This is a genomic window from Clostridium estertheticum subsp. estertheticum (assembly GCF_001877035.1).
GTDB lineage: Bacteria > Bacillota > Clostridia > Clostridiales > Clostridiaceae > Clostridium_AD > Clostridium_AD estertheticum.
In genome coordinates this window covers 1,367,495-1,388,871 of record NZ_CP015756.1, presented here as the reverse complement: position 1 = coordinate 1,388,871, position 21,377 = coordinate 1,367,495, and the positions used below count along the sequence as shown (strand labels likewise).

The following is a 21,377-nucleotide window of genomic DNA, read 5'->3' as shown; positions in this document are numbered from 1 at the left end:
TTAACCTTAATTGCAATATTTCAGATTTTGTATTGTTATAGGTATTATGTTTTTTATGAAATGTATTATAAATGTAATTAGTGCTCTTATTGAGGACGTTAACCTATTTAGTAAAAGATCCTAAAAAATTGGGAATCAAAAATGCAAACGCCTGGTATAGAATTAATGAAAGAAAAGCTAAAAGAGATAAAAAAGAAGAAGAAAAAATTTCTTAATAGAAAATCCAGTAAAATAATTTATATTATTCTACTGGATTTTGTTTGTATACTATTTACTTTGTGTTTTGATTATCTCTTTACCATCAATGTTCTCAATACTTTTGGGTATTATAGAACCTTTTTCACTTGCCATATTTGCAAGTACCATACTCATTATACCTTCCATTGCGTTAGGTGTTTTTCCATCAGCTCCACCCATTATTATAGTTTGTGGCACTAATGGTGACTTACTTATTTTTAACGCCTCTGCAAATGCTATCATAACACTTTGCCTAACTTGTAAATCAGGGCCGCCATATGCCTCAACTAAAGCCTTAGCTGCAGCTCCCTTTGCAATTCCTACCTTTGTTTCTTGCTCAGCAGTCGCATCTGCAACTGCTTTAATATTTAATGCTGTTGCCTTTCCAACTGTTTCAAGCTTAAATGATTCTGCTTTTGCTTGAAGTTCTACCTGCTTCGCATTAGCCTCAGCTGTTAGTTCAATAGTCTTCGCCCCTGCTGCTGCTTGTGCTTCCCTTGTATACCTTTCAGCATCCGCTTCTTGAGTTCTCTTGTATTTGTCGGCTTCTGCAAGTTTCTGAGTTTTAAATGCTAACTGTTCTGCAAGTCTTAATTCAGATTTACCCTTATTATCAGCAACTTCTATATCAATACTTGATTGTGTAAGAGCTGACTGCGCCATTGCTTTTGCCTCTGCCTCGTTTAGTTCTCTTTGCTTTTCAGCAGATTTTTGTTTAGCCTCATTTGTCTTAATTTCTTCCATAGCTACTTGTCTATCTCTTAACTGTGCAAGAATTTTTTCAATTCTTGTATCGCTAGAAGAAGCAGCTGGTGTTCCAATTAATACTTCTTGTAGTTCTAAATCATATAATTTAAATTTACCTGTCATTTCGTCTGCTGCTTGTTGTTGAATTTGACTTCTATCTTGAACAAGTTCTATAAGAGTTTTAGTTTGCCCAATGTTTTTAAAATACCCAGCTACCATTGGATCGAGAGATTGCTCTATAAGCATTTTTATATCCCCAAACCTTTGTATAACTGATGATGCTTTTCTATAATCAATGTTAAATACTACGGTTAGTGGTAAATTAGGCTCGAAAGCATCCTTTGTTATCAAACTGATTTCTTTTAAATTATCATCTAATTTATGCACACCAGTTTGACCACTAATCCACTTAAGTATTACATTGGTAGTAGGAACTGGAACCACTTTACCAGCATAAGTATTAAATGCATACTTTCCTGGCATCATAGAATCTCTCCAAATACCTTTTTTACCTTGTTCTACAAGTTCTCCATGAGAATACCCTTTTCCAGAAACATCTTCACCTTTATCACCAAAGTAGCTTACCACTACCCCTACATATCCAATATCTATTATGCTTTTAGGTACTATATCAACAGTTGCAAACATTCTATTAATGAAATAAACTCCATCAGTAAGTACTTGCATTTGTTTACCTTTTCTACCATCTGCAGCTAAAAATTTCTCTGGTTCTTGAAAATTGTTGTGATAGAACTCATTATTTATACCATCACCAACAATAGGTGCTATAATTGCTCCATTATCAGGTGTTGGACCCTCATTAATAGTTACAATACCTATAGTATCACGGCTAGTTGACCTTTTAGCTGTGTTTTTATTAACGCTATTTTCTATTTCACTACCATCATCCTGCTGGGTATATGACTCAGAAACTTTTGAACTTGATATAATTACAGGATTAAACCCACTATCCTTAGCTAAGTCACTTCTCATTGTCTCTATTTGAGCTGTTTCAGCTTTTGAAGTAAATATTGAATGTACTTTATCCTTAGTAATTATAATAAATTGTGCTAAGTTAAATGCATAAGTACCCTCACGAAGAATTTGCCTTTGTGGTCCTTTTTGTCCACCATTATTTAAAAATCCTACAACGTCTTGGAATGACTTGCTTTCTGGTATAACTTTACCTAAAGTTTGGCCCTCTCCTAAACTTTCTCCAGACCTTGAAAATACATAAGCTATTTGTCCTTGTGGTATAGTTACAAGCCTAACCTTTTTAACCTTATACTTGAAAGGTGTTTTGAAATGAATACCAGCCCTTAGTACTTCTGGTTGGTAACCTGCTTCTCCTTTAAGTGCTATAAGGCCATCAGCTGGCACTGAACCACCTGAACTCCACCATTTCTCGACAATACCTACTTCATCTGATCCTATGCTTGTAGCCCCTATTCCATAAATAATTAAAATTAGTACTACTATTACTATACCTGCTATAATTAATAATGTGTACGGAATCATAATTTCCCCCCTTATAATTTATATTTTATTCTATAACTGATATTAACATACTATTGTACTATATGTTGGTATTTTTAAAATAGTATTCAAAAAATATTAAAAGCATAACATCCTAAAGTTCTTGTTAACAAGGAATTGTCCTTTTCTATTAATGGTGGTATGCTAAATTATATGGATTAACATTTAATAATAGCTCTAATATGAATGTAATTAATTATTTTAAAAATAAATAATGTAAAGAAAGTAGGTCTCAAAGTGAATCGTTATAAAGCAGCATTAATTTTAATTTTAGCTTCTAGCATTTATATAATTAGTTATCCATTTCATAATAATTTTATAGGAGGCCTTGTGTCTAGTGGAAGTTGTGCTTCTATGATTGGTGGATTTGCTGATTGGTGGGGTATTAACAAACTACTAAAAAAAACTATCCCTAAAAATAAACAAAAGATTTTCGATGGTCTATCAAATATGGTAAGTGAAGAATTACTATCTAAGAATATATTAAAAAAATTACTTAATAAATATGACACTTCAAGACTAGTTATTGAATTAGTAAAGAATAATGATGAGATTGGAAACATAAAAAATATTTTTAAAATAATGATAAAAGATAATGTTAAAAAAATAAATAAAAATGAGCTTTTTAAAATCACTTCGGAATTAATTCTAAATTTTTTTAAAAGGACTGATTTACATAAATTAATTAGTTCAATTATAGAAGTTTCTTTTAAAACTGAGTATAAGGATAAATTTTATGATTTTATCCTAGATGAATTAATACTGTATTCTCAAAGGGATGATTTTAAAGATATACTTATTAATTTCATAATTGATGCACGCGCTTCATATGAGGGTGAGAGTAAGCGAAAAAAATTTGTTGATAGATTTAAAGGAAATAATAATTTAGCAATTGGTATTCAAGAAAAGATCAAAAATTTCCTAGATGATATGAAGAAACCTGATAATGATAATAGATTACTCTTTGATAAATGGATTTATGATAAGTTAGATGATTTTAAAAATAATAGTGATTACAAGTTGAAAATTGAAAATTGGAAACTTGATTTTTTAAAAACCATCAAAGTTAATGAATACATTAATTTGATTTTTGAAAATGCAGGTAATAAAATTCTTAACAATGAGGATTTATACAATAAGCCTTTTTTTATCATAGATAATTGGATAAATGATTTAGATGATAATCTTGATACACAAAAAAGAGTTGACTTATTTTTAAAAGACCTAATATATAAATTTATAGATGCTAAACATAAAAACGTTGGAAAAATAGTAAAAGAGAATCTTAGCAAATACTCAGATACTATGCTAATTGAACTAATAGAATCAAATGCCGGGAATGACTTACAGCTTATACGAATTAACGGTTCCCTTGTGGGTGGAGTAGTTGGTATCATAATATATATTATCAAGTACAGTATAGGAGTTTATATATGATGAAAAATAAAAAAATAGCAGATTTATCAGTTGCCTTACTAATATCATTAGTTATAATAATTAATCTTGTTAAAATAAATTTTGGAAGTACTGAATATTTGGAAATGTTAAGTTTTATAATTGAAGCAGCACTTGTTGGTGCTATTGCTGATTGGTTTGCTATAACTGCGTTATTTAAGGAACCATTTTTAGTAGGAAAGATACCTATAATCGCGTCTCATACCGCTATAATATCTAAGAATAGAATAATTATAGTAAATGCCGTAGCTAACATGGTTCAAAATGAATTGTTAAGTGAAAAAATATTAAAAAATAAAATAGAAGAAATTAATATAGCTGATAGATTAATTGAATTTATTGATAAAAATATAAAAATAAAAAGTCAATTATATGAAAAACTAATAGACTTTTTCATAGAAAAACTAGTCAATATAGATAGCCTAAAATTGGCTTTATCTTTAGAAAGCAATCTAAAACAAAAAATTGAACCCATAGAAATATCGGTTTATATAGATAAAGCTATCACATTTGGAGTACAAAGTGACGAATTCAAAGAAATATTTAACATAATATTAGACAATGTAATTGAATATATAAATCGTGAAGAAGCAATTGAGATTTTAAATGTCTTTGCCAATGAAATATTAAAAAAAGAATCTAACAATGTTTTTATGAAAAAAATCATAGGTATTTTAGAATCCGTTAATGCAATAAATACTTCCGATATAACAAGATCAATTCTTAAACAAGCTAATAACCTTCTTATAAATTTAAAAGATGAAGATGATGTATTAAGATTAGAAATAATTGAGCAAATAAAACAATTACTTGAAAAAGCGAATACAGACGACTATGTTAAACTTGGCATAAATGAATGGAAGATAAGAATAATTAAAGAAATCTCACTAAAGGGTTATTTAAATATAATTATACAAAATGTTATAGCGATTATTTCTGAAAAACAAGTTTATTTAAACAATAATTATCTAAATGACTCTGATAAATTCGAAAAAGGTTTGTTAGCGAAACAAGATGTTATATCTATAATTTCATGGATAAGAACTGAATTACAGAAAAGCTTTAACAATATAAAAAATGACAGTAATAATAAAAAAACTATGGATGATTTTATTAAAAAATCAATATTTAAATTTATTGAATCCAAATATCAAAATGTAGGAGATATAGTTAAGCAAGTATTAAATAATATGGATGACAATTCCTTAAATAATTTTGTAATCAAAAAGGCTGGAAATGAACTTCATGGAATTCGAATAAACGGTTGCGTTGTAGGTGCATTATTCGGTGGATTTGTTTTTGCCCTAACCCATTTAATTTATGATTTTATATTACCAAATATTAAATTTTAAAATATTTATGAGTGATAAATCTCTCCATCACTCATAATTATATATAATATAATTTATTATCTCTTTTGTGTGTTTTTTTATTTCATATTTCTTAACATAGTAACTATGTTAACTTTCTACCACACATAGGACAATACTCAATCTTAATTGTCTGAACTAATACATCATCCTTATTTGAATAAATTTCTTTTTTATCATCATCAATATACCAAACATTTCCACCTTTTGTGCCTAATAATTCTTTACCATCCTTACAATAAGTACAACCCTTTGTATTAGTTAGCTGAATGTTGAAATGTTCTTTATGATTATCCATAGTAACGCTATAGCCCATAATATTTACCACCTTTTTAATTTATTTATATTTTAACTCACAATTGAATATCTAATCCATACTTTTAATTAACAAATTTGAAATCTTCATTTAAATTTATTATCTTATCCTTAAAACCCGATGACTTGTAAATTTTAAAATTTGTTGTAGTAACTATACATGATACATTTGGCATACTATTAATAAGCTTAATACCTTTATCTGGACCCAGACCAAAAACAGTTAAAGATAAAATATCTGCAAGCATTCCATTATCTGGCACACTACCATCAACAACAACTGTAACACTCATTACACCATTATCTACCGGGTATCCTGTGGATGGACTAATTATGTGATGATATCTTTTTCCATTTTGAATAAAGTATCGTTGGTAGTCACCTGATGTAGATATTCCTTGATTTGAAATTTTAATAATACCAATGTATTTATCACTACCATCGCTTCTTGGGTGTTTAATACCAATTGACCATGGACTATTCTTTCCATTTTTACCAATACCATATATAGAACTTGAACCCAAATCTATAAGCCCATTTTGGGCATTATACTTTTTATATATTTTATCTACCTCGTCAACAGCAAAGCCTTTTGCAATTCCCCCTAAATCTATAGCCATACCAGTCTCCATAAGCATAACACTATTATCTTTTTCATTAATCTTAATTTTATTGTAATCTATAAGTGGTAGTTTTGTTTTAATATCTATATCCGAAGGCTTTTTTGCTTTATCTGTACCTATAGCCCATAGATTCGCAAGAGGTCCAACAGATATATCCCACACACCATTACTTATTTTTGAATATTTTTGAGACGACACTAACATTTTGATTATCTCTGGATGAACCTTTACATAATTTTTCCCTGCCGCTTTATTTATTTTACTAACATCGCTAGTAGCTATCGTAGGACTTGCCATCTCATTAAGCTCATCCACTTTTTTCTTGCTTTCATTAACTATGATTTTTGCCTTTGGCCCATTGGCACTTAATTTCATAGGTGTATCCATTGATATAAAAGTATCCTCATATAATTGTTTATTAGCCCTATCGCTAATTAGCCACGCAGTAATAGGTATAGCAAATAATAATATACATATACCTATCATACAAATATTTCTTTTCATTAGTAATCCTCCATTTTTTATCAAAAATGCCACTACAAATATTTTAACATAATATTATATAAAGTTCATCAAAACAAAGATAATTATTAATTAGCAATAACAAAAGATTTAAGTCTAAAAAAGATTTACCTATTGAAGAACTTAATGGATAAAGTTTTTGAAATACGTTCAGATTTACTTAAACTTCGCCGAATTATAAGCCAAATGAGAGACCTGGTTTATAGAGCTCTGAACTCAACTCATCTAGAAGAGGTGAACAATAAGCGTGTTTATTTTGTTGATGTTTATGATCATATTCTAAGACTTTCTGAAATGATCGAATCAAGTCAGGCGATAACTTCTGAAATAAGAGATAGTTTTGTATCACTTAATTCTCACAAAATGAACACTATAATGATGATTTTGACAGTTATCTCTTCAATTTTTATTCCACTTACCTTCATTGTAGGTATATATGGCATGAATTTTGATTATATGCCAGAACTTCACTTTCGCTACAGCTACTTTATTATTATGAGTATACTATTACTTATAGGCATCGGTATGTCCTGTTGGTTTAAACGTAGAGGGTGGCTAAATCTTAAATAGATGTGTGTTTTAAAACAGATTAAAACCCAATACCAAATTAATAATAAAAAAATGCAGATACCTCAACGCTTGAGATATCTGCATATATTATGGTGCTCCATCAGGGAATTGAACCCTGGACCCCCTGATTAAGAGTCAGGTGCTCTAACCAGCTGAGCTAATGAAGCATGTTTGACAACTTCTTTAGTATATATTACTTTTGCGTATTTGTAAATACTTTTTTTATAAAACTAATAGATAAATTTATATCTATTAGTTTTACTAAGTAAATTATACTATTATTTTATATAATTTACATTATTTTCTTTTCTTTTCGGTGCATTAGTTACTTCAATTTTTTTATACCCTAGGCAAAATGCATGTATTTGTTTAAATCCTTCTGGAATTTCAAGCTCTTTAATGAAGTCTTTACCTTTTTCACTATTTAATAGAATAGCAATAAGACCAACCCAGCAAGAACCAATTTCTAATGATTCCGCAGCTATTAGCATATTCTGTGTAGCAATACCACAATCTACTGGAGCAGACTTAATATTTATGTCCCCAGATACTAATACTACTGTTGGTGCATTATAAAATACATGGAACTTTTCATTATCAGAAAATCTTCTAATATACTCATTATCAGAGTCTTTTGCAATTTCTTTAAAAGCATCGCTTAATCTGTCGATAATGTCTTTTCTTTGTATTACGGTAAAATGCCATGGTTGCTGATTATTAGCACTTGGTGCATATATGCCCGCATCTATTATCTCTGTTAAGTGTGCACCATTAATTTGTTCTGGTAAAAATGCTCTTGTACTTCTTCTATTTCTTATATTTTTCAAAGTTTCATTCATAATAAATCCTCCTAAGTATATTTATTTTTTTAACATCTAGTCACTAAAACAATACTATATCACATTTTCTTCATTAAACGCACATAATCACTCATTTCTTATTAAAAAAAATAAAATCTATGCTATAATTATAGTTATTAAATTTAAACATAAGAGGTGAAACAAATGATAGATATAAATGATAAATTAGAAGTAAATAATAAAATTACAATTTTATTAGAAAATTTAAAAACTTCAGATGATAAACAGAGATCCGCTATAATAAACAAACTATCTCTTGATTATAATAATGCCATTCCATTGTTATGGTCAAAAATAATAACTGAGGATGACCCTAGGACATTACTATCCGTTATGAGGGATATTTTGAAAAAGGAAAAACCAAAGGGAATGTTTAAAAGAACTATCGGGAATTCAAAGGAAAAGCTCATTGCTTTTCTTTCACATCCTGATCCTAAAGTTCGAAAAAATGTATGTGGTGTCATAGGTGAACTCGCAGACCCTGCATATTTAGAAGGCTTATATAACGCCTATAACGCCGAAGAAAAACTCTTTGTGAGATATTCATATGTACTTGCGATAGGTAACTGTGGCAGCGCCATTGATGCAGAAAAGCTAAAGGAAATGTTTGAGGAAGTAGTCCATAACGAGCAAATTTCAAAAGATAATAACTCACTGATTACAACTAATAAACATATTAATGAAGAAAAATTAGCACTTACAAGAGCAATAGATAAATTATCTCCAACTGCACGCCATGAATTTAAAGGATTTAATACTCCTGTACCAATGCTACTCACAATTATGAATTATCAATATCAGCTTACTTTAGCTGAACTTGATGAAAAGTTAATCGAAGGTAGACTTATTAATGATGGTATACTTATATGTGAAAATGATTTAGATAAGATTTATAGTTGCAGGACCTTTTATGAACTTTTATATCCTTTAGGTGATTGCTCTGACGTGTTGTTTGATTATAAGATAATTGCAGCTGAAATTATGAATGCAGATATTGTAGGCTTTTTAAATGATTGTCACGATAATGAATCGAATTCTCCTTTTGGATACAGAATTGAATTTAAAACTATGGACTCCAACAGAGATAGATCCGATTTTGTAAAAAATTTATCTAGGGAGTTAGATGCAATCTCCTCTGGAACTTTAAGAAATAGCCCTTCCTCATATGAAGTTGAAATTAGAATACTTGAAAAAGATAATCTTTGTAATGTATATATTAAGTTATATTCCTTTAAAGATGATAGATTTAATTATAGAAAAAATGACCTAGCTACATCTATAAATCCAGTAACTGCAGCTATTGTAATAAAATCCATAGAGCAATGGCTAGAACCTAATGCTAAAGTTATAGATCCATTTTGCGGCGCAGGAACAATGCTTATAGAAAGGTCTAAATTAGAACAATTCGAGTCTTTAACAGGAATTGATATATTTAGAACCGCTATAACAGCTGCAACAATAAATTCTAAGTTAGCTAATGTAGACATAGAACTTATTGCTGATGACACATTAGAATTTATTCCTTATACTCTATATGATGAGCTTATAACAAATATGCCTTTTGACAATAAATCTACCACACATAACAAGTATGCAGACTTATATAATTCATTTATAGCTAAAATTCCGAAGCTAGTTAAATCAAACGGAATGGCATTTGTGTACACAATAGAAAAGGAATTGTTTAGAGATATCTTATTAGATAATGATCAACTTGAATTACTTAAAGAAATAAAGATTGAAAGCGGTAGACTTACACCTCATGTTTTTGTTCTACGAGTAAAATAAATTAAGATAATATAAAAAAAACAAATGCATCTAAATAATAGGTGCATTTGTTTTTTTAATTTATTCTACCCACCAAGTATCTTTTGTTGAAACTGGTAAATGCCTTTTGTGTTTAGATACATTGTATAACTTCAATATCTTTGCCTCATATTCATTAGAAATTTCTTCACCTCTTAAATACATACAAACTTGATGATTTAATTCTGTTACTTCTTCTAAATTTGATTTATTATCCCACATTCCGCTTGTAGATACCTTATCAATTATAGATTTAGGAGCATTAAATATTTTAGCCATTTCATAAATTATACCTTTTGTTATTCCAGCAAGTGGTTTTACATCTGCAGCATCATCACCAAACTTTGTTACCATTCCTAGAGTTAATTCAGCAACATTTGTGCAACCTGCAACTAAAACATCATAAACTTCAGCTATTCTATATATAACTGTCATTCTTATTCTAGATTTTGTATTCCCTATATCTACTTTAGATGAAGGCAAATTATGGAGAAGATCAAGTGATTCATTTACAGGTCCTGTTATATCATAAGTTCTAAATACATCAGGTTGTATTACATGCTTCTCAATTTCTAATTCCTCTATATCTGGATTAATTCCAAAAGGAAGCGATAAATTGATTAGCTCAAGTCCTGATTTTTTGATAAGCATACTAGTAACAAAACTGTCTACTCCACCTGTTAGATTACATACGTACCCTTTTTTACCAGCAAGCTGCGCATATTTTTTTAAAAAAGTACAAGTTTCCTCTATCATTCTATGTGCATATTTTTCGTCCGACTCATCTTGAAGAGGACAAGGTATACCAAATTCACTCATTATCTCATCTTGTTTAGTTTTATCCATTTCGTTCCCCCTTAAACTTATTTATACTCTCATTATAACACATATTATATATATTACGTTAAAACATTAACAATATTCACCCAATATTAACTATTACGTTGATATAACTAATAATCATCTATATACTATGGACTTAGCACACAATATTTATTTTGTAACCACACTTTGGGCATAAACCATTACAAATATTAACATTAATATGATATCCTTCTCTTTCTATAATTTTATGACCGCACTTTGGACAGTATGTTGAGTTATCATTATTAGTAACATTACCCATATACACATAATTTAGATATTGCTTTGCTATCTTTCTATCTTCAATCATTACATCAATGTTTGTCGCAGGTTTTCTCATTTTATAGCTAGGAAAATATCTTGATAAATGAAGTGGAATATTTTTATCTAATGAAGCTATAAAACTTGCAATTTCCTTAACCTCAAATTCAGAATCGTTTTCACCATTTACAAGCAGTGTAGTTACCTCTACATGACATTCTTTTGATGCCATCCTTATAGTACTAAGTACTGGCGAAATACTCCCTCCACATGCTCCTTTATAATAATCGTTGTTAAATGATTTTAAATCTATATTCATAGCATCCACATAAGGAAGAAGTTTCTTTATAGGTTCTTCATTTATATATCCATTTGTTACTAGCACTATATTTATGTTTTTAATATTCTCTTTTAATAGCTTTGATGACTGGTATACATATTCATACCAGATGGAAGGTTCATTATATGTAAATGCCACTCCAATATTGTCTTCAAGTCCTTTGCAAACTTCCACTAATTTTTCTGGAGGTAAATATTCACTTCTTGCCCTACCTTGTGATATTGTATGATTCTGACAAAATTCACAACTAAAATTACATCCAAAACTCCCAACTGATAAGATATTGCTACCCGGTTTAAAGTGATACAATGGCTTTTTTTCTATGGGTTCTTGCGCCATAGAGGTTATTTCTCCGTAATTTGTTGTGTAAAGTTTTCCCTCGTGATTTACCCGCACATTACATTTTCCAAATGCACCGTCGATAATAAAGCAGTTATGGGGGCAGAGTTTACAGTTTACATACCCTACTTCTTTTTCATAAAATAAAGCCTCTTTTTCCATATCCACACCTCCTAAACATGACGAATAACCTCAAACTTTTCTATAGAATAATCCTCATTTATTAAAATTCCAGCTTTATTAAGCGCAATGCTTATTTGCTGATCTATGGTGGAAACACCCTCAATATCTGGTAATAACAATCCACTATTTTTTCCACTCCTAACAATTACTCCATATTTTTTAGGGTTTAGCTCTTCTTTTAAAGCTTTTATAGGATTTGTCAGAACATCTACTGAAAATATAATATCTTCAAGTTCTGTGGAATCTACGTTAATAAACCTTGGGTCACCTTCTCCTGCAGAAACCGCATTTTTCATTATTTCCTCTGCAATATTTTCTGATGTTGGAAAAATGGTGCCTATGCACCCTCTTAATACTCCAAATTTTTTAAGAGATACAAAAACGCCTCTTTTGTTATTTAACATTTCGCAAGGCACATAACTTGGTACATCCATATAATTAGCCTCTGCTAGATAATAAGTAAGACTTTCTCTAGCAAGGCGTACATAAACATCCTCATTTTTTATTCTTTCATTATATTTTTTTTCCTTTTCTTTAATTATTTCAGATAATATATCTCTGCCACTTTTTTCAAGCTTAAATTTCATCACCGCATATCCAACTCCAAAGGTACCTTCATAGGAAAGAAGCTCTCCCACTATGTCGTTACCATCCATTGCCCCAAGCATTATATAATAAGATCTCAAGCCACATTCTCCAGCCTTTTGTATCATTTCAGGATCTATATTAAATACTCCAGTTACATCTCCATTTTTAAGTAAACTTATTATCTTCTTATCAAATTTTTCTCCATATGGATTGTATTCATATGGACCTTCATCCTTAAGATGATGTGAAAGATCACCACTACCAATAAACACAACTTCTTTATTGCTTTCGCGTACAGCCTCCTCTATTAGTTTACCAAATTTATATAACTCAATAGGAGTAAGCCCACCATATGTAATATGCACAAGCTTAAAATGGTTATATTTATTGACAGCAAAATACAGTGGAACTAAACATCCATGGTCTAATTCATATTCCCTACCATATTGTTTAAGAGTGCTACTTGTTGCCCTTACAATTGGTATATTACTTTTATCCGCCCTAACCATAATTTCTTGAGTAAGATCCATATCTATTTCAAAGTTCATAGAAACTTCTGGGGCTCCAAATTGCTTAAGACTTCCTGTAATATTTGGTTCAAAAGAAACTGCTATAGCATCCGAGAACATAGTACCATGTGGTGTAACCATTATTATTACTTCTGGTTTTAAGTCAGCTATTTCGCACCCAATTTCCTTACATGCATCATATGTGTTTTTTATCTTTTTTTCCTCTCCACGTCCCACTTCTGGAATTATTATAGGGGGATGTGGCATTGCAAAATAAGCTATTATTTTACCCAATATCGTCACCTCTCATATTTATTACTAAATACATTTTGCCCACTACTTTAAATTCATATCCATAAATTTTATAATTAGCCATTAATTTAAATTAAATTCAACAAAAAAAAGAGATGCATAACATCTCTTTTACTAAAAATATTTTATAAATTTATTCGACCCACCAACTATCTTTTAACGAAACTGGTAAATGTCTTTTGTGTCTAGAAATTTCATATAGCTTTAATATTTTCTCTTCATATGCTCTTTCTATATCTCCACCTCTTAAATATATACAAATCTGATGATTTAGCTCTGTTACTATTTTTTGATTTGTTCCATTATCCCATACACCAGTTGTAGAAAGCTTATCAATTATAGATTGAGGTGCATTAAGTATTTTTGCCATTTCATATACTACACCTTTTGTTATTCCTGCAAGTGGTTGTACATCTGCCGCACCATCACCATATTTAGTCATCATTCCTAGTGATAGCTCTGCAGCATTTGAGACACCAGCAACTAAAACATCATAAACTTCAGCTATTCTATATAACACTGTCATTCTTATTCTAGCTTTCGTATTCCCAATATCTACCTTTGAAGAAGGTAAATCACGTAAAAGTTCAATAGATTCAATAACAGGTCCCATTATATCATAGGTTTTGAAAACCTCTGGTTTTATAACACATTTAGCTTTTTCTACATCATCTATATCTTGCTTTATTCCAAAAGGAAGTGATAAATTAATTAATTCTAGTCCAGATTTTCTAATTATCATACTTGTAACGAAGCTATCTACTCCACCTGTAAGATGACAAACATACCCTTTTTTTCCTGTAGCTTTAGCATATTTTTTTAAAAAATCAGAAGTTTCTTCTATCATTCTATTTGCATATTTTTCATCTGACTCATCTTTAAAAGGATGAGGTATAGCAAATTCTTTCATAATTTTTTGTTGTTTAATTTTATCCATTTAGAGCCTCCTTAAACTTATGTATACGATTATTATAACACATATTATACTATTTTCACCATATGATAACATCTAATATTAGTTGAAAATATAAAAAGCCTCTAAAATTAATATCCAATTTTAGAGGCTTTTTATGAATTTATAAAATTTTATTCAGATAAAGTTTTACTATTAACTGATTCTGCTGCTATATTTGCTGATGGAGCTTCTTTTATAAAAGTTTTAATTGCTCCAGTAGGACATTTATGTGTGCAAGTAGCTTCACTACACTCTGCCATACAAATTTTGCTGTCTACTACAGCTAAATTGTTTTCAATTTTTATTGCACCATGGGAACAATTTTTAACACAAATTCCACACCCAATACACGCTATAGTACAAAGTTTACGTGCTACTGCGCCTTTGTCCTTTGAATTACAATTTATAGCCACATGAATTCCAGGTGAAACTAAATCAATAACTTTCTTTGGACAAACTGATTTACATTTTCCGCAGCCTGTACATTTTACTTCATCAATAATAGGTAATCCATTATCACCCATTGTCATTGCATCAAATGGACAGTTGTTAACACAGGTTCCAAAACCAAGACAACCATATTGACATCCCTTAGGTCCTCCCTGTAGTAATGATGCAGCAACACAATCTTGTACACCTTTATACTCGTAAGCTTTATTTGCTTTATCTGTGCTACCAGCGCAGTGTACAAAAGCAACCTTTGGTTCCACTTCTAATGCTGCTTTACCAGTTAAATCAGCTACCAATTTTGCAACAGCTGCCTTACCCGGAACACAAAGATTTGGTGGTACCTCATCATTCATAACTACAGCTTCTGCATATGCCATACAGCCAGCAAATCCACAGGCTCCACACTGACCTTTTGGTAATATATCCTCAACGATATGAATCAATGGATTTATTTCAATAGAAAACTTTTTATTAGCAAATGCTAAAACTAAACCAAATATCAACCCAACTATTGTCATTACAATTAACACTGCAATTGCAATTTCTAAATTACTCATATTAATTTTTCAGCTCCTTTTTATACTGGTATCATCCCAGAAAAACCTAAGAAGGCTAATGCAAGCATTCCAGCTAAAATAAACGCTACACCAAGCCCTTGAAGTGGTTTTGGGACATCTGCAAGTCTTAATTTTTCTCTTAAACTTGCCATAAGGACGATTGCCAAAGTAAAGCCTAAACCAGCACCTACTGCAGTTACCGCACTGTCTAAAAACGAATTATTATTTTCTACATTTAAAAGTGGTACACTAAATACGATACAATTTGTAGCAATTAATAATAAATAAATTCCCCACATATTATATAAAGTAGGTGCATGTTTTTTAATAATCATTTCTAAAAGCTGAACAAAACTAGCAATTAGAAGTACAAATACCACTGTTGTTAAAAATGTTAAATGAAAAGGCATTAATACAAAATGGTAAACTAACCATGCCATCATAGAACTTAATGTCATAACAGAAGTTACAGCCATTCCAATACCAATAGATGCATTTAAACTTTTTGAAACTCCAAAGAAAATACAAAGCCCTAAAAACCTTGTTAAAACGAAATTGTTTACAACTATATTACTTGCAAGTATAGTTAAATAATGCCCCATTACATCTCACCTCTCTCGAGTTTAACTTTTTCACTATGCTCAATCCACATCTTAAAACCAGCTACCATGTAGCCAATTAATATAAATGCACCTGGTGATAAAACCATGATAAGTGCCGGATTGTACCAAGAACCAAGAATTTTTATTCCAAATAATGTTCCCGCACCAATAAGTTCACGAACTACCCCGATTAATACAAGTCCAAGTGCAAAACCACATCCCATTCCAAGTCCATCAAACATAGATGGAATAACTTTATTCTTTGAGGCAAAAACTTCTGCTCTAGCTAAAATAATTGCAAAAACAACTATCAATGCTAGATATATTCCTAAAGCCTTATTAAGTGCTGGCAAATATGCCTGTAATACTAACTGTACTACAGTAACAATTGTTGCAACTGAAGTAATATACACTGGTACACGAACTGTCGGATTTACTAATTTTCTAGTAACAGATACAACCATATTATTAGCAGTAATAACAAACAGTACCGCAAGTCCCATAACCAAGGAGTTTAGCGCACTACTAGTTACCGCGAGTGCTGGGCAAAGACTAAGTGCAAGAACAAAAATTGGGTTCTCTTCAATAATCCCTTTTTTAAATATGTTCCATAACTCTCTCATATTATTTCCTCCCTACAAACTGTGTAACTTCTTGCACAGCTTCTTTAATGCCTTTAGTTACCGCTTTAGAAGTAATGGTAGCACCAGTCATAGCTTGAATATTATTTGTTTTTGTTGGGTCTTTTGTTACTTCTAAATCTTTGACTGCCTTACCTTTAAATTGGTTTCTAAAAGGATCTTTACTTGCATTATCTCCAAGTCCAGGTGTTTCTTTAGTAGTTAATATAGTAAATTCAATAATTTTACCTTGAGGTGTAACTGCTACAAGCATTGTAATTGCTCCACCATATCCTTTACTTTCTGCTGGCACAACATATCCAATTACTTTTCCATCTTTTTCTGCAGTAAACCATTCTTTCTTACCTTCTACAGGCTTAAATTCTTGTGCACCTACCACTAGTGATTTCATTGCATCAGTTTTAATTCCTGCCGCTGTTTTCACTGCAACTGGTGCTGTAAAAAAATATACTACAGCAATAATCAATCCTGATATAAAACAGGCAATTGTTAAATTTATAGTGATTTGAAAAATGCTATATTTTTTCTCATGATTAACTTTAGGCTTGATATTATTCTCATCTGACATTTTTCACTACCCCCTTGCTCCAAATTTTACTGGTTTCATCAAGCGATCAATAAGTGGTGTAACTGCATTCATTAATAAAATAGAATAACAAACCCCTTCAGGGTATCCACCCTTAAGCCTGATTAAAACAGTAATAACTCCAGCGCCAATAGCAAAAACTATCTGCCCTTTCTTTGTAATTGGAATGGTAACCATATCTGTAGCCATGAAAAAAGCTCCTATAATAAGGCCTCCGGCCATCATATGAAATAACGGATCTCCAGTAAATAAACCTGTTGGTCCACATATCCAAGTTAAAATACCTACAGTTCCAATCATAAATGCAGGAACTACCCAATTTGCATAACCTTTATAAATTAAATATATACCTCCAATAATTAGTAAAACCGTAGATGTTTCACCAATACTTCCATTACGAAAGCCAACAAACATATCTTTATACATTTGAGGTGCGCTTCCAAAAGTATCTATTAATTTTGAATATCCTTGTTGTTTTAAAATATTTAAAGGTGTTGCAGTAGACACTACGTCTACACTTGATGTAAACTTTGACCAAGTTGTCATAGCCACAGGCCATGAAACCATAAGCGCAGCACGACCAATATGAGCTGGATTGAAAATATTATATCCAAGACCACCCATAGCATGTTTTGCAATTACTATAGCTATAAATGAACCAACAATTGCCATATAAGGCGGTATTGCTGGTGGTAAACACATTGCAAGCAATAGACCTGTCAAAAATGCACTCCCGTCTGTTATAGTTACTGGCTTTTTTCTAAGTTTTTGTACTATATACTCAAATCCTACCGCAGACAAACTTCCCGCAAGTAATACGAATAAAGCAGAGGTTCCAAAATGATAAATTGCGAAAAGCGCAGCTGGCGTTAATGCCATAGTAACAGTCCACATAATTTTAGAAATAGATGCTTCTGCACGTATATGTGGAGAAGTTGATACAGTAAAGAGATTCTCTTGTAATTTTACTTCACTCATTTAGCTAGAGCCTCCTTTTTTTTAGCAGCATCTGCATTGTTTCTCATTTTACTATATTTAATGTATTGTACAATATTACGTTTAGCTGGACATACATAAACACAGCTTCCACATTCAGCACAATCGAAAAGATTTTGTTCAAGTTTTGCTTCCTCATACATATCTCTTTCTCCGAGTATACTTAACATACTTGGATTAAGTCCACAAGGGCAAACACTTACACATTTTCCACAACGAATACAGGGAGATTGAGTTCCATTATTAATATCTTTCTTAGTTAATCCAAGTATTCCAGAAACCCCTTTAATTATAGAAATATTTAAATTTGATTGAGCGAATCCCATCATAGGGCCACCCATAATAATTTTAGCTGGTGGTTCTTTAAATCCACCACAATTCTCAATAGCCTCTTCAAATGTTGTTCCAATTCTAAGCAAAAGATTTTTAGGTTCTTTAACAGCACTTCCACTTATTGTTGTTACTCTTTCAATTAATGGAATTCCACTTACAACTGCGTCACAAATTGCAACGACCGTACCTACGTTTTGAACAACAACGCCCACATCCATTGGTAAGCTTCCTGATGGAACCTCACGATCTACAAGCACTTTAATAAGCATTTTTTCCGCACCTTGTGGATATTTAGTTGGTATTGCCATTACTTTAACTGTAGTTCCTTCAAACGCTTTTTGCATAGCAATAACAGCATCTGGTTTATTGTCTTCTATTCCAACAAATGCTTTTTCAACCCCAAGAACCTTCATTACTAATTTTACTCCAATAGCAATTTTATCTGAATGCTCAAGCATCATTCTGTGATCTGCTGTTAAAAAAGGCTCACATTCCGCTGCATTCAAAATAAAAGTATCTATTTTCTTATCTTTTGGTGGTGATAATTTTACGAAAGTTGGAAAAGTAGCTCCTCCCATTCCAACGATACCTGCATCTTTAATGATACCTTTTATTTCATCAGCACTTAACTTCTCCCAATCGCGAACAAGAGGGATTCCTTCTATCCATTCGTCTTTTCCATCATTTTCAATTACGATAGAAAGACATTTTCCAAATACCGGATGAGGATATAAAGCTATATCTTTAACCATACCTGATATAGATGCATGTACTGGACTTGAAACAAAAGCTGGACTAGTTGCTATAACCTGTCCCTTCTTTACATAATCCCCCTTTGCTACAGTTGGCACACAAGGAGCACCGATATGCTGACTCACAGGAATAACAACTTTACTTGGTAAAGTTGCTATTTCTATAGGCTTGCTCGCGGTGTAATTTTTAGAACCATTTGGATGTATTCCTCCACGAAAACTTTTTATCACTTTTCCACACCTCTTTTAAAATATTTAAAATTTGTGAACTATAATAGATATAATCAAATTCGAAAAAATTATATTCAAGATAAACTTTTAGTAATCACAGGTTGCATTTTGTCATTATTATGAGCGTACTTTTCAAAATGTTTAATATTAATAATTGATAATACAAATGTTATTATTCCGCCTCCAATTTGAAATCCCCGAACAGAATACCCAAATTTTTTAGCTATCACTTGTCCAACAATAACACCTGCCACAACTAGAACAAGAGGAAGTATATATACAACAAAAGCTGCCATTAACATATTTGTATCTTTCATTTCAAATGCAATTCGTTGACCAATTTTAGCTCCAATAGGATTTTTAGCCTCTATTACAACTGAATTATCACCAGGACATGCGCCACAATTTTTACACTCATTATGCCTTCCTACTTTTACTTTTGCAATATTATCCTTAGAAATCTCTATTATAATTCCTTCTTCTTCTTTTATCACCTTTACAGCTCCTTCCTCTACTACAATATTAATTATATTATACTCGCAAGGAACTACTTATATGATAATTAAACGCTCCCCCTTTGATTATAATATCAATTACATTATAATCCTATAATAAAATTCGTCTAATTAGTTCCTGTCGAATTATATAAATAACCAAGCTTCTATCTCTCAAGATAGTTTTATTTAGTGCAAAAGTCAACAATAATTAAATTTTTAACAAATGCCTATATAACAATTTATATGCCTCATATATCAGAAACTATTTTAAAAATATACACAGCTGCTTATTCATTACTTTAACCATTATAAATAATATCTATTTTACTAATGTTTTTGGCAATACAGTCCCGTATTTCCGAATTAGCGTCTTATAATAACAAAGCATTCTGTTATATTTACCTTTTTCAGTACTAGAACAGTTATATACATTAATTACTTATTATTTTTTAGATTTTTTTAGATTTGTTAAGTTTTTGTTAAATAGCGTTAAAACATTAACAACTACCGTTTTTACGTATTGAATAATGGTATGCTTATAATCACAATGCTAAGTAATTGAGGGGGTTAGCCCCCCCCTTTAACTTTATATTTTCCTATACAGATATCATTTAATTGTAAAACTAATCCTTATTTTCTATATAGTCAAGAATTTGTAAAACTAATCGTAAAACAGAATATTATTACAATTAAATCTCTCCCTTTATAATATCATTAAGTCTTTTATTAAAACTATTCTAGCAGGCGCACCATCTATACCTTTAATTTTAAGTGGAAGCGCACACATGAAGTATTCATCTTCTGAAACTTCTTTTAATCTAACACCCTCTATTATAATTATGCCTTTATTAAAAAGTGTTTTATGGGTTTCATGACCCGGTTGAGCTCTTTCTATTCCAAATGAATCTATTGCCACACCCACTATTTCCTTTTCTGCCAAGTACTCTGCTCCGCTTATTGAGAGATATACAAAATCTGTTTCATACCCATCTTTAAATGAATTTTTAGTTTTAAATAATAAAAATTCCAATGGCTTAATGTTTTTATCTATAAGATCCTCTTTTGTTATTGAACCTATAACTTTAGTTAAGTCTATTACTCTACATTTCCTAATCAATTTAGTTAGATCTATAGCATCAATTGTATCGCCATCATTATCTACATGAAATGCTGCATCAATATGAGTTCCTGTATGCACATTCATATACAAACTAGATTCATTTATTTTATCTTTAGGTATTTTACTTTCAAATTTAATTATCGGCCTTTTTTCCTCTTTATTCTTGTATACTCCCATATCCTTTTCAATAATCATAGATATATCATATATAATCATGTTA

The 21,377-nt window shown here is 30.9% G+C and carries 20 protein-coding genes and 1 tRNA gene; 4 read left to right on the top strand and 17 right to left on the bottom strand.

The annotated features are described in order from the left end of the window. Window positions 1-267: 267 nt before the first annotated feature. A complete protein-coding gene (locus A7L45_RS06495) occupies window positions 268-2,502 on the bottom strand; it encodes an SPFH domain-containing protein (RefSeq protein WP_071612022.1) in 2,235 nt (744 codons plus the stop codon). 255 nt (window positions 2,503-2,757) lie between these two features. Between A7L45_RS06495 and A7L45_RS06490 the strand changes: the two genes are divergently transcribed. Both A7L45_RS06490 and A7L45_RS06485 read left to right on the top strand, forming a co-directional pair. After that, window positions 2,758-3,957 carry a DUF445 domain-containing protein gene (locus A7L45_RS06490; protein WP_071612021.1) on the top strand — a complete coding sequence of 400 codons (1,200 nt, stop codon included), beginning with the start codon at window positions 2,758-2,760 and terminating at the stop codon, window positions 3,955-3,957. Then, window positions 3,954-5,327, top strand: coding sequence for a DUF445 domain-containing protein (locus tag A7L45_RS06485; protein WP_071612020.1), 1,374 nt, complete (start codon window positions 3,954-3,956; stop codon window positions 5,325-5,327). Before A7L45_RS06490 ends, A7L45_RS06485 begins: the two co-directional genes overlap by 4 nt. Before the next feature lie 103 nt (window positions 5,328-5,430). Here the strand turns inward: A7L45_RS06485 and A7L45_RS06480 are convergent, their stop codons facing one another. Both A7L45_RS06480 and A7L45_RS06475 read right to left on the bottom strand, forming a co-directional pair. Continuing rightward, the gene (locus A7L45_RS06480; protein ID WP_071612019.1) at window positions 5,431-5,661 is read right to left on the bottom strand and encodes a hypothetical protein; all 231 of its coding nucleotides are present in this window, start codon (window positions 5,659-5,661) and stop codon (window positions 5,431-5,433) included. A 64-nt stretch (window positions 5,662-5,725) separates the two neighbouring features. Continuing rightward, a complete protein-coding gene (locus tag A7L45_RS06475; RefSeq protein ID WP_071612018.1) occupies window positions 5,726-6,787 on the bottom strand; it encodes an FAD:protein FMN transferase in 1,062 nt (353 codons plus the stop codon). A gap of 132 nt (window positions 6,788-6,919) precedes the next feature. Here A7L45_RS06475 and A7L45_RS06470 point away from each other — a divergent pair, with 132 nt between their 5' ends. Continuing rightward, window positions 6,920-7,375, top strand: coding sequence for a CorA family divalent cation transporter (locus A7L45_RS06470; protein ID WP_207647761.1), 456 nt, complete (start codon window positions 6,920-6,922; stop codon window positions 7,373-7,375). A gap of 90 nt (window positions 7,376-7,465) precedes the next feature. Here the strand turns inward: A7L45_RS06470 and A7L45_RS06465 are convergent. Continuing rightward, window positions 7,466-7,542: transfer RNA gene (locus tag A7L45_RS06465), tRNA-Lys, on the bottom strand. A gap of 111 nt (window positions 7,543-7,653) precedes the next feature. Further along, the gene (locus A7L45_RS06460; RefSeq protein WP_071612016.1) at window positions 7,654-8,214 is read right to left on the bottom strand and encodes a nitroreductase family protein; all 561 of its coding nucleotides are present in this window, start codon (window positions 8,212-8,214) and stop codon (window positions 7,654-7,656) included. Window positions 8,215-8,379: 165 nt separating this feature from the next. On the opposite strand from A7L45_RS06460, the gene A7L45_RS06455 reads away from it, so the two are divergent. After that, a complete protein-coding gene (locus tag A7L45_RS06455) occupies window positions 8,380-10,023 on the top strand; it encodes a methyltransferase (protein WP_071612015.1) in 1,644 nt (547 codons plus the stop codon). A 60-nt stretch (window positions 10,024-10,083) separates the two neighbouring features. Here the strand turns inward: A7L45_RS06455 and nadE (A7L45_RS06450) are convergent, their stop codons facing one another. The 12 genes from nadE (A7L45_RS06450) to A7L45_RS06395 all read right to left on the bottom strand — a co-directional run bounded on the left by nadE (A7L45_RS06450) (window position 10,084) and on the right by A7L45_RS06395 (window position 21,373). Continuing rightward, window positions 10,084-10,887, bottom strand: coding sequence for an NAD(+) synthase (gene nadE / locus A7L45_RS06450; RefSeq protein WP_071612014.1), 804 nt, complete (start codon window positions 10,885-10,887; stop codon window positions 10,084-10,086). A gap of 133 nt (window positions 10,888-11,020) precedes the next feature. Then, window positions 11,021-12,007: an AmmeMemoRadiSam system radical SAM enzyme gene (gene amrS / locus A7L45_RS06445; RefSeq protein ID WP_071612013.1), complete on the bottom strand. Its 987-nt coding sequence runs from the start codon at window positions 12,005-12,007 to the stop codon at window positions 11,021-11,023. A gap of 11 nt (window positions 12,008-12,018) precedes the next feature. Next, window positions 12,019-13,392, bottom strand: coding sequence for an AmmeMemoRadiSam system protein A (gene amrA, locus A7L45_RS06440; RefSeq protein WP_224617006.1), 1,374 nt, complete (start codon window positions 13,390-13,392; stop codon window positions 12,019-12,021). 178 nt (window positions 13,393-13,570) lie between these two features. Continuing rightward, window positions 13,571-14,374, bottom strand: coding sequence for an NAD(+) synthase (gene nadE / locus A7L45_RS06435; RefSeq protein WP_071612011.1), 804 nt, complete (start codon window positions 14,372-14,374; stop codon window positions 13,571-13,573). A gap of 149 nt (window positions 14,375-14,523) precedes the next feature. Further along, window positions 14,524-15,399 carry an RnfABCDGE type electron transport complex subunit B gene (gene rnfB / locus A7L45_RS06430; protein WP_071612010.1) on the bottom strand — a complete coding sequence of 292 codons (876 nt, stop codon included), beginning with the start codon at window positions 15,397-15,399 and terminating at the stop codon, window positions 14,524-14,526. Window positions 15,400-15,419: 20 nt separating this feature from the next. Next, complete coding sequence (locus tag A7L45_RS06425) at window positions 15,420-16,001, bottom strand: electron transport complex protein RnfA (protein ID WP_071612009.1); 582 nt, start codon at window positions 15,999-16,001, stop codon at window positions 15,420-15,422. Beyond that, window positions 16,001-16,624, bottom strand: coding sequence for an electron transport complex subunit RsxE (rsxE, locus tag A7L45_RS06420; protein ID WP_071612008.1), 624 nt, complete (start codon window positions 16,622-16,624; stop codon window positions 16,001-16,003). Before rsxE ends, A7L45_RS06425 begins: the two co-directional genes overlap by 1 nt. A 1-nt stretch (window position 16,625) precedes the next feature. Further along, entirely contained in the window at window positions 16,626-17,210 is a 585-nt protein-coding gene (locus A7L45_RS06415; protein ID WP_071612007.1) for an RnfABCDGE type electron transport complex subunit G, read from the bottom strand. Window positions 17,211-17,216: 6 nt separating this feature from the next. Beyond that, on the bottom strand, window positions 17,217-18,206 hold the full coding sequence (locus tag A7L45_RS06410; RefSeq protein WP_071612006.1) for an RnfABCDGE type electron transport complex subunit D: 990 nt from the start codon (window positions 18,204-18,206) through the stop codon (window positions 17,217-17,219). Continuing rightward, entirely contained in the window at window positions 18,203-19,540 is a 1,338-nt protein-coding gene (gene rsxC, locus A7L45_RS06405) for an electron transport complex subunit RsxC (RefSeq protein WP_071612005.1), read from the bottom strand. The genes A7L45_RS06410 and rsxC overlap by 4 nt, the downstream gene beginning before the upstream one ends. A gap of 74 nt (window positions 19,541-19,614) precedes the next feature. Then, the gene (locus tag A7L45_RS06400) at window positions 19,615-20,034 is read right to left on the bottom strand and encodes a SoxR reducing system RseC family protein (RefSeq protein ID WP_071612004.1); all 420 of its coding nucleotides are present in this window, start codon (window positions 20,032-20,034) and stop codon (window positions 19,615-19,617) included. Between the two features lie 706 nt (window positions 20,035-20,740). Continuing rightward, window positions 20,741-21,373 carry a cyclase family protein gene (locus A7L45_RS06395; RefSeq protein WP_071612003.1) on the bottom strand — a complete coding sequence of 211 codons (633 nt, stop codon included), beginning with the start codon at window positions 21,371-21,373 and terminating at the stop codon, window positions 20,741-20,743. Window positions 21,374-21,377: the final 4 nt, after the last annotated feature.